The organism is uncultured Thiocystis sp. (genome assembly GCF_903866365.1).
Lineage (GTDB): Bacteria > Pseudomonadota > Gammaproteobacteria > Chromatiales > Chromatiaceae > Chromatium.
Genome location: NZ_CAIPNF010000028.1, coordinates 1 through 3771, shown reverse-complemented (window position 1 = coordinate 3771; position 3771 = coordinate 1). Strand labels below are relative to the sequence as shown.

The 3771-nt window shown below is 63.8% G+C and carries 5 protein-coding genes and 1 pseudogene; 4 read left to right on the top strand and 2 right to left on the bottom strand.

Annotated features, from left to right (window positions below; translation table 11 throughout):
* Positions 1-158: 158 nt before the first annotated feature.
* Positions 159-827, bottom strand: coding sequence for an HNH endonuclease signature motif containing protein (locus tag QZY07_RS01525; RefSeq protein WP_295399288.1), 669 nt, complete (start codon positions 825-827; stop codon positions 159-161).
* A 210-nt stretch (positions 828-1037) separates the two neighbouring features.
* A complete protein-coding gene (locus QZY07_RS01520) occupies positions 1038-1232 on the bottom strand; it encodes a hypothetical protein (RefSeq protein WP_295399286.1) in 195 nt (64 codons plus the stop codon).
* Positions 1233-1415: 183 nt separating this feature from the next.
* Here QZY07_RS01520 and QZY07_RS01515 point away from each other — a divergent pair.
* The 4 genes and pseudogenes from QZY07_RS01515 to QZY07_RS01500 form a co-directional block, all read left to right on the top strand.
* Positions 1416-1745 (top strand): annotated as a pseudogene (locus tag QZY07_RS01515) (3'-5' exonuclease); the annotation flags it as partial.
* A gap of 67 nt (positions 1746-1812) precedes the next feature.
* The gene (locus tag QZY07_RS01510; RefSeq protein ID WP_295399292.1) at positions 1813-2091 is read left to right on the top strand and encodes a hypothetical protein; all 279 of its coding nucleotides are present in this window, start codon (positions 1813-1815) and stop codon (positions 2089-2091) included.
* A complete protein-coding gene (locus tag QZY07_RS01505) occupies positions 2088-2636 on the top strand; it encodes a DUF2939 domain-containing protein (protein ID WP_295399290.1) in 549 nt (182 codons plus the stop codon). The genes QZY07_RS01510 and QZY07_RS01505 overlap by 4 nt, the downstream gene beginning before the upstream one ends.
* Before the next feature lie 22 nt (positions 2637-2658).
* Positions 2659-3717 (top strand): ProQ/FINO family protein, encoded by a 1059-nt coding sequence (locus QZY07_RS01500; RefSeq protein WP_295399284.1) that lies wholly within the window; start codon positions 2659-2661, stop codon positions 3715-3717.
* The last annotated feature ends 54 nt before the right edge of the window (positions 3718-3771 follow it).

The window sequence follows — 3771 nt, the reverse complement described above, 5'->3', positions numbered from 1 at the left end:
AGAACTCCGAGCGCGGTGCACGAGGAGGTGGTTGGGACTCGGCGGGTGGTCTACAGTCACGCTTGGCAGGATCATTGGGCATCGTTCACACCCCTGGGTGAGGTGGCACTTCCAAGGGTATGAAAGTCCGGGGATCCTGCCAATTCCTCCAACACCGATCACCAAGCGCAGCAGTCAGTCTTGGCCGGAGTTATGATCAAGGCCGGCCCGTCATGCTGCTCCAGAACAGAGCCGGCGATGTGAACGATGCCCTCGGGATCGATCCCCAGGAGGTTGCGATCGTAAGCCGTGTGGTGGAGTGTCGATAGACAAAGCCCGTTGCTGATCTCCGGGCGCCCTCGTTCGTCGCGATCCGGGATGATGTGCGCCGCCTGCAGAAGGTCGGGAATGGGTAGATTCGAGATCGCGCAATGCCGGTCGTAAGCATTGAGCACAAGTTCGCGGAACTCGGCCTGATGCAGACGGACCTTCGCCTCAATGGTGCTGTAGCGACGGTCGATTGGCTGCGCGAGCCAGGGCATCTCATCCGACAGCCGCAGTTCGTGAGGACTGCCAACGGCAACGGTGCAGCGGAGCCCTTGCGGATCCCAACCCATGAGATAACAGGGATAGAGAATCTGGTAGACGCCGGGGACCAGCGCATAGAAGTAGATCAGCGGGGACTGGTCCTCGAAGGCTTCACGCAGACAGGTGTTATCTCGGCTGCTGGGATCGTTGCCCTGGAAGGCATAGAGGAAGTAGCCGTCACTGCCAATGCTGTCATCGTAGCGGGCCACTCGCCCTTTCCGGGGTCGCGTGGTCTTGATGCTCAGCACACTGCGTTGCATCTGCCTCGGTCGGTGAATCCCTCTTGCTTTTCCAGCCAGATACAGGCGTTCGCCATCAAGCTGGAAGCCTTCTTCGATCATGCCCCAAGGGACCGAGCCAGCGAATCGTCGCGACAGTTCCCGGCATCGTAAGAAAGCAGCCTGTCGGATACGGTCGTCATGGTCCATCAATTCCGGTCACTCCGTTGCCAGGGTATCGGCTCAAGCGAATCAGTGGGCTTGAGAACCGTTCGCGGCGTGTCCTCGAAGGGGGCCAAGCTGAAGATCCTGCCCTTGATAGTGGCAAATCATCACTTCCAGCATGTTCGTCAGACTGCGATGTTCGCGTTCGGCGGCCTCGCGTAGCGCGGCCTTGATCTCGGGCCGGACGCGAAAAGTCAGGGTGACGGTCTGGATGATCGTCATCGCTTGCGCTCCTTTTCCGTTGGCATGACGATCTATGTAGTGCGAATATACCGCACACATGAAGTTCGAGCGAACAAATCGTCGTTTACTTGCGCACAGGGGCTTGATGCCCGTCAAGTGATGCCAAGGGAAATGACTGCCCACCTGTCGTGAATCAGGAGCACCACGCTGGACACCATCGCCGTGATCGACTTCGAGACCACCGGCCTCTCGCCCAATGGCGGGGACCGCGCGACCGAGATTGCCGCGGTCCTAGTGCGCGACGGACAGATCATTGACCGCTACCAGAGCCTGATGAACGCAGGGGTGCGCGTGCCTGCCTTCATCACCCAACTGACCGGCATCAGCACCGCCATGCTGCGCCAGGCACCCCAGGCCCAACAGGTCATGGCCGAGGTGGCGGACTTTGTCGGCACGGTGCCCCTGGTCGCTCACAATGCGGCTTTTGACAGCAAGTTCTGGGATGCGGAACTGGCAAGAATTGGACGCACGCGCGGTCAGACGTTCGTCTGTTCGATGTTGGTCGCCCGGCGGGTCTTGCCCCAGGCGGCCAGTTACAAGCTGGGAAAGCTTGGTCGCCATGGCTGGACTGCCCAGCGCCGCGCGCGCCCACCGCGCGCTGGCCGATGCCGAGATGGCCGCGCATCTGACGCTGTATCTGGAGCGGGAGTTGATGCGTCGCTTTGCGCTGAAGTCGGTGACGCATGCGTTGCTGGGGCGGATCGAGAAAGCGTCCAAGGGCGCGCTGCAAAGCTGTGTGGCACGGTCTGCCGTGCTCGACGGCAGCCCGGAGAGGACGGATCGCCCGCCGCTTGCCGAACCCCTAGACACCACGAGACATCACCGGAGAAACCGATGAAGACAGTCGCCTGGATCTTCGGCGTCGCCATGATCGCCCTGCTTGGTTACGTGGCGGCGGGGCCGTATCTCGCGATTGCCGAGATCAAGACCGGCATTGTCGAGAAGGATGCGGACCGGCTCTCGGCCAAGGTCGATTTTCCGACGTTGCGGCAGAATCTGAAGGCTCAGCTCAACGCGCGCCTGCTGCACAACACGGCAGGGGAACTGAAGGACAATCCCCTGGGCGCACTGGCGGCGGGTTTGGCGACCACGATGGTCGATGGCATCCTCGATGCCTTCGTGACCCCGGCGGGACTGGCGCACGTCATGAAAGGCGATCGACCGTCCGAATCTATCGTCAAGCAAACCGTGACAGCGGACACCGGACCGCCACCCAAGGAAGCGGACTTATTGCAGAATGCGCGCTACTCCTATGACTCGCTCAGTCAGTTCTCCGTCTGGGTGCCCAACGACGAAGGCAAGGAAACGCAGTTCGTGTTACAGCGTGAGGGGTTGTCCTGGCGGCTCGTGAATCTCGTGCTGCCCATTGACGATCCCGCCTGACGCTTGCCGAGAACCGTAGACCATGACCGACCCGAACCCCGACCCTCCAACCGCTCCAACGCCACTGCTCGATCTGCCCGCGCGCTACCCAGCCTGCTTCGACCCGGCCCAGCCGCGCCCGCTCAAGCGCCACATCCACCGCGATCTGATCCGGATCGACGACCAGGGGCCGACCGTGCGGACGGTTCCCGGCGGTCCTGCGCGCCGCGAGGCGCGACTCGGAGTCCGCCGCCAGATCCGCCAGACGCTCGCGGCCTATTGCGCCCAACCGGCCTACCTCGCGGCACTGTGCGAAGGCGCGGCGCGTCTGGATCTCGACGGCCAGCGCAGCGGGGCCGTCACCGCCCGCGAAGCGGCACATGCCCGTGCGCGGTTGGCAGGCGAGGCCCTGCCCTCGGACGCGCCGGAGGATGCGGCGAGTGCCACCGCGCCAACGCTCGACCTGGCCGCGCGCTATCCAGCCTGCTTCGACTGGCGACAGCCGCGCCCGCTCAAGATCGGGATTCGTGAGGATCTGCTCGCGGTTGGACACCCGCGCCCAGCCATCCGCCGTGCCCTGGTGGCTTACTGCTCGCGCGTGAAGTATCTGAAGGCGTTGCGTGCCGGGACGCCCCGCATCGATCTCCAGGGTCAGCCCGCCGGTGAAGTGACCGAGGACGATGCCGCCGACGCGCAAGCCATGCTGTCCGGTGCCGTGCCGATCCCCAAGATCCGCGCCGAGCGCCCAAAGGAACCCACGCCCGCGCCCACGCCTGACCTTCCCATCGACGCCCCACTGACCCCGGAGAACATCGTGTCTGGTCGCCTCGAACTCACCGTGAAGTTGACCGAACTGCCTCAGCCCCTCCCAGTCAAAGTCGGCATGAAGATCGGCATCCAGACGGACACGGCTCTGGTGGTGGCCACGCTGCCGCCGAAGGTCTGGAAGAAGCTGGAGCAGGCCGCGCGCGACTGGCCGTCCTGGATCGCCTCGCTGACCGGCAAGCTCGGCGCTCAGGCGGGTTCGGATGCCGGGGCGGTGGTGGTGCTGGAGCAGGCGGCGGTGCAGGTGTTCGAGCGGAAGGCGAAGGGGGTGGAGTAACCCATGCGCCGGAACCGGAGCGCAACCATCCACACAGGAGAGCCGCCCAAGTGT

Bases quoted from the DNA above. Each gene is read 5' to 3' on its own strand.
- QZY07_RS01525 (WP_295399288.1), bottom strand. From the start codon at position 827: ATGCAACGCAGTGTGCTGAGCATCAAGACCACGCGACCCCGGAAAGGG.
- QZY07_RS01520 (WP_295399286.1), bottom strand. From the start codon at position 1,232: ATGACGATCATCCAGACCGTCACCCTGACTTTTCGCGTCCGGCCCGAG.
- QZY07_RS01510 (WP_295399292.1), top strand. From the start codon at position 1,813: ATGGCTGGACTGCCCAGCGCCGCGCGCGCCCACCGCGCGCTGGCCGAT.
- QZY07_RS01505 (WP_295399290.1), top strand. From the start codon at position 2,088: ATGAAGACAGTCGCCTGGATCTTCGGCGTCGCCATGATCGCCCTGCTT.
- QZY07_RS01500 (WP_295399284.1), top strand. From the start codon at position 2,659: ATGACCGACCCGAACCCCGACCCTCCAACCGCTCCAACGCCACTGCTC.